This is a genomic window from Micromonospora echinofusca (genome assembly GCF_017614955.1).
Lineage (GTDB): Bacteria > Actinomycetota > Actinomycetes > Mycobacteriales > Micromonosporaceae > Micromonospora > Micromonospora echinofusca_A.
Map to the genome: position 1 here is coordinate 1 of NZ_WVUH01000630.1, position 1,591 is coordinate 1,591.

Below are 1,591 nucleotides of genomic sequence, written 5' to 3' on the forward strand. Positions count from 1 at the left end.
GGTGGGCACCGGTCGGGGCCGGAAGGAGGCCGGCCGGGGGGACCGGTACCGGGTCGGCGGTCAGCGACCGGCCCAGCACGTACGCGGTGCCGAACAGTGCGGTCACCACCAGGATCACCACGCTCAGGGCCCGTACCGTCGCGGTGGCCGGCATCAGGAGGCCCGGCCCGTCTTCCCGGTGGCCGGTCCCGCCGTCGGACTGGTCGTCTCGGACACGGTCGCCCCCTTTGCTGAACCCGACAGTCAGGATAGGACCGACGTGGTTCCCAAAAGGGTTTTATGAGGATTCTTCAGTCTTTGCTTCGGCGGGATGCCGGCGGTCCTGGCGCGACCGTGCGGGTCAGACCGGCAGGGGTGCCGGTTCCGAGTCGGGCAGCGAGCGGGACGGCGGTACGACGAACTTGTAGCCGACCTGGCGGACCGTACCGATCATCGACTCGTACTCCGAGCCGAGCTTGGCCCGCAGCCGCCGGACGTGCACGTCGACGGTACGGGTACCGCCGAAGTAGTCGTAGCCCCAGACCTCACGCAGCAACTGGTCCCGGGTGAACACCCGACCCGGGTGCTGGGCGAGGAACTTCAGCAGCTCGAACTCCTTGTAGGTGAGATCGAGCGGCCGACCCTTCAGCTTCGCGGCGTAGGTGTCCGGGTCGATGTTCAGCTCGCCGGCCCGGATCGTGCCGCCGGCTGCGGCGGTCACGCTGTTCAGCCGGCCGACGGCGAGCCGGAGCCGGGCCTCCACCTCGGCGGGACCGGCCGTGGCCAGCAGGACGTCGTCCACGCCCCAGTCCGCGTTGACCGCGATCAGGCCGGCTTCGGTGACCACCGCGAGCAGCGGCACCCCGAGACCGGTGGCGTGCAGCATCCGGCAGGTCGCCCGGGCCTCGCTCAGCTCGGAGCGCGCGTCGACCAGTACGGCGTCCGGGCTCGGCCCGGAGACGAGGGTGCGCACGTCCCGGGGCGCGGTACGCACCGAGTGCGGCAGCAGGTCGAGAGCGGGCAGTACGGCCGCTGGTTCACCTGCGCGCGAAGTCACCAGGAGCAGGATCTCCACACGATCACCTCCGTCCCGGCGGCCGACGAGGCCGCGCGGTGACCAGCGGCTTCCGCGCAGGCGGCACCGCTGGAGACTGGCGTGGGTCCCGGCGTCGCTGACGGGGCGGGTAAGGACCTGAGCCTAACTGATTAACCAGGGGGTGCTTTCACGTAAACTCCCGTTTGCCCGGCTTGTAGGCCCTTACCGGGCAGGTTTTTACTTCGCTGAAACCGTGGTCCGCGTTTCGCCCTCCCGGTCTGGCACGATCAGGGCGTGTTTCCCTCGACGCCCCCCGAGGCCGGTCGTGACCCCTGGTCCGACGGCAACCGCCCGGGACCGGGCGGCCCGCCGCGCGGCTACCCGCCGCAGGCCGGTGGTCCGGCTCCGGCCGACGACTACCCGTCAGCCGGCACACCGGCTCCCGGCCACCCGCCGGGCGGCGCGCCGATCCCCGGGCGACCGCGCGGCGGTGCCCCCGTCCCCGGTCGTGCGCCGGCACCGGCTGGCGGCTATCCACCGGCGCCCTGCGGGCGCGGGGACGGGACCGGAGGCGGG

Annotated in this window: 1 protein-coding gene; it reads right to left on the reverse strand. The window is 72.3% G+C overall.

Annotated elements, in window-relative coordinates; translation table 11 throughout:
* Positions 1 to 340: 340 nt before the first annotated feature.
* A complete protein-coding gene (locus GSF22_RS33470; protein WP_208817901.1) occupies positions 341 to 1,054 on the reverse strand; it encodes a winged helix-turn-helix transcriptional regulator in 714 nt (237 codons plus the stop codon).
* Positions 1,055 to 1,591: the final 537 nt, after the last annotated feature.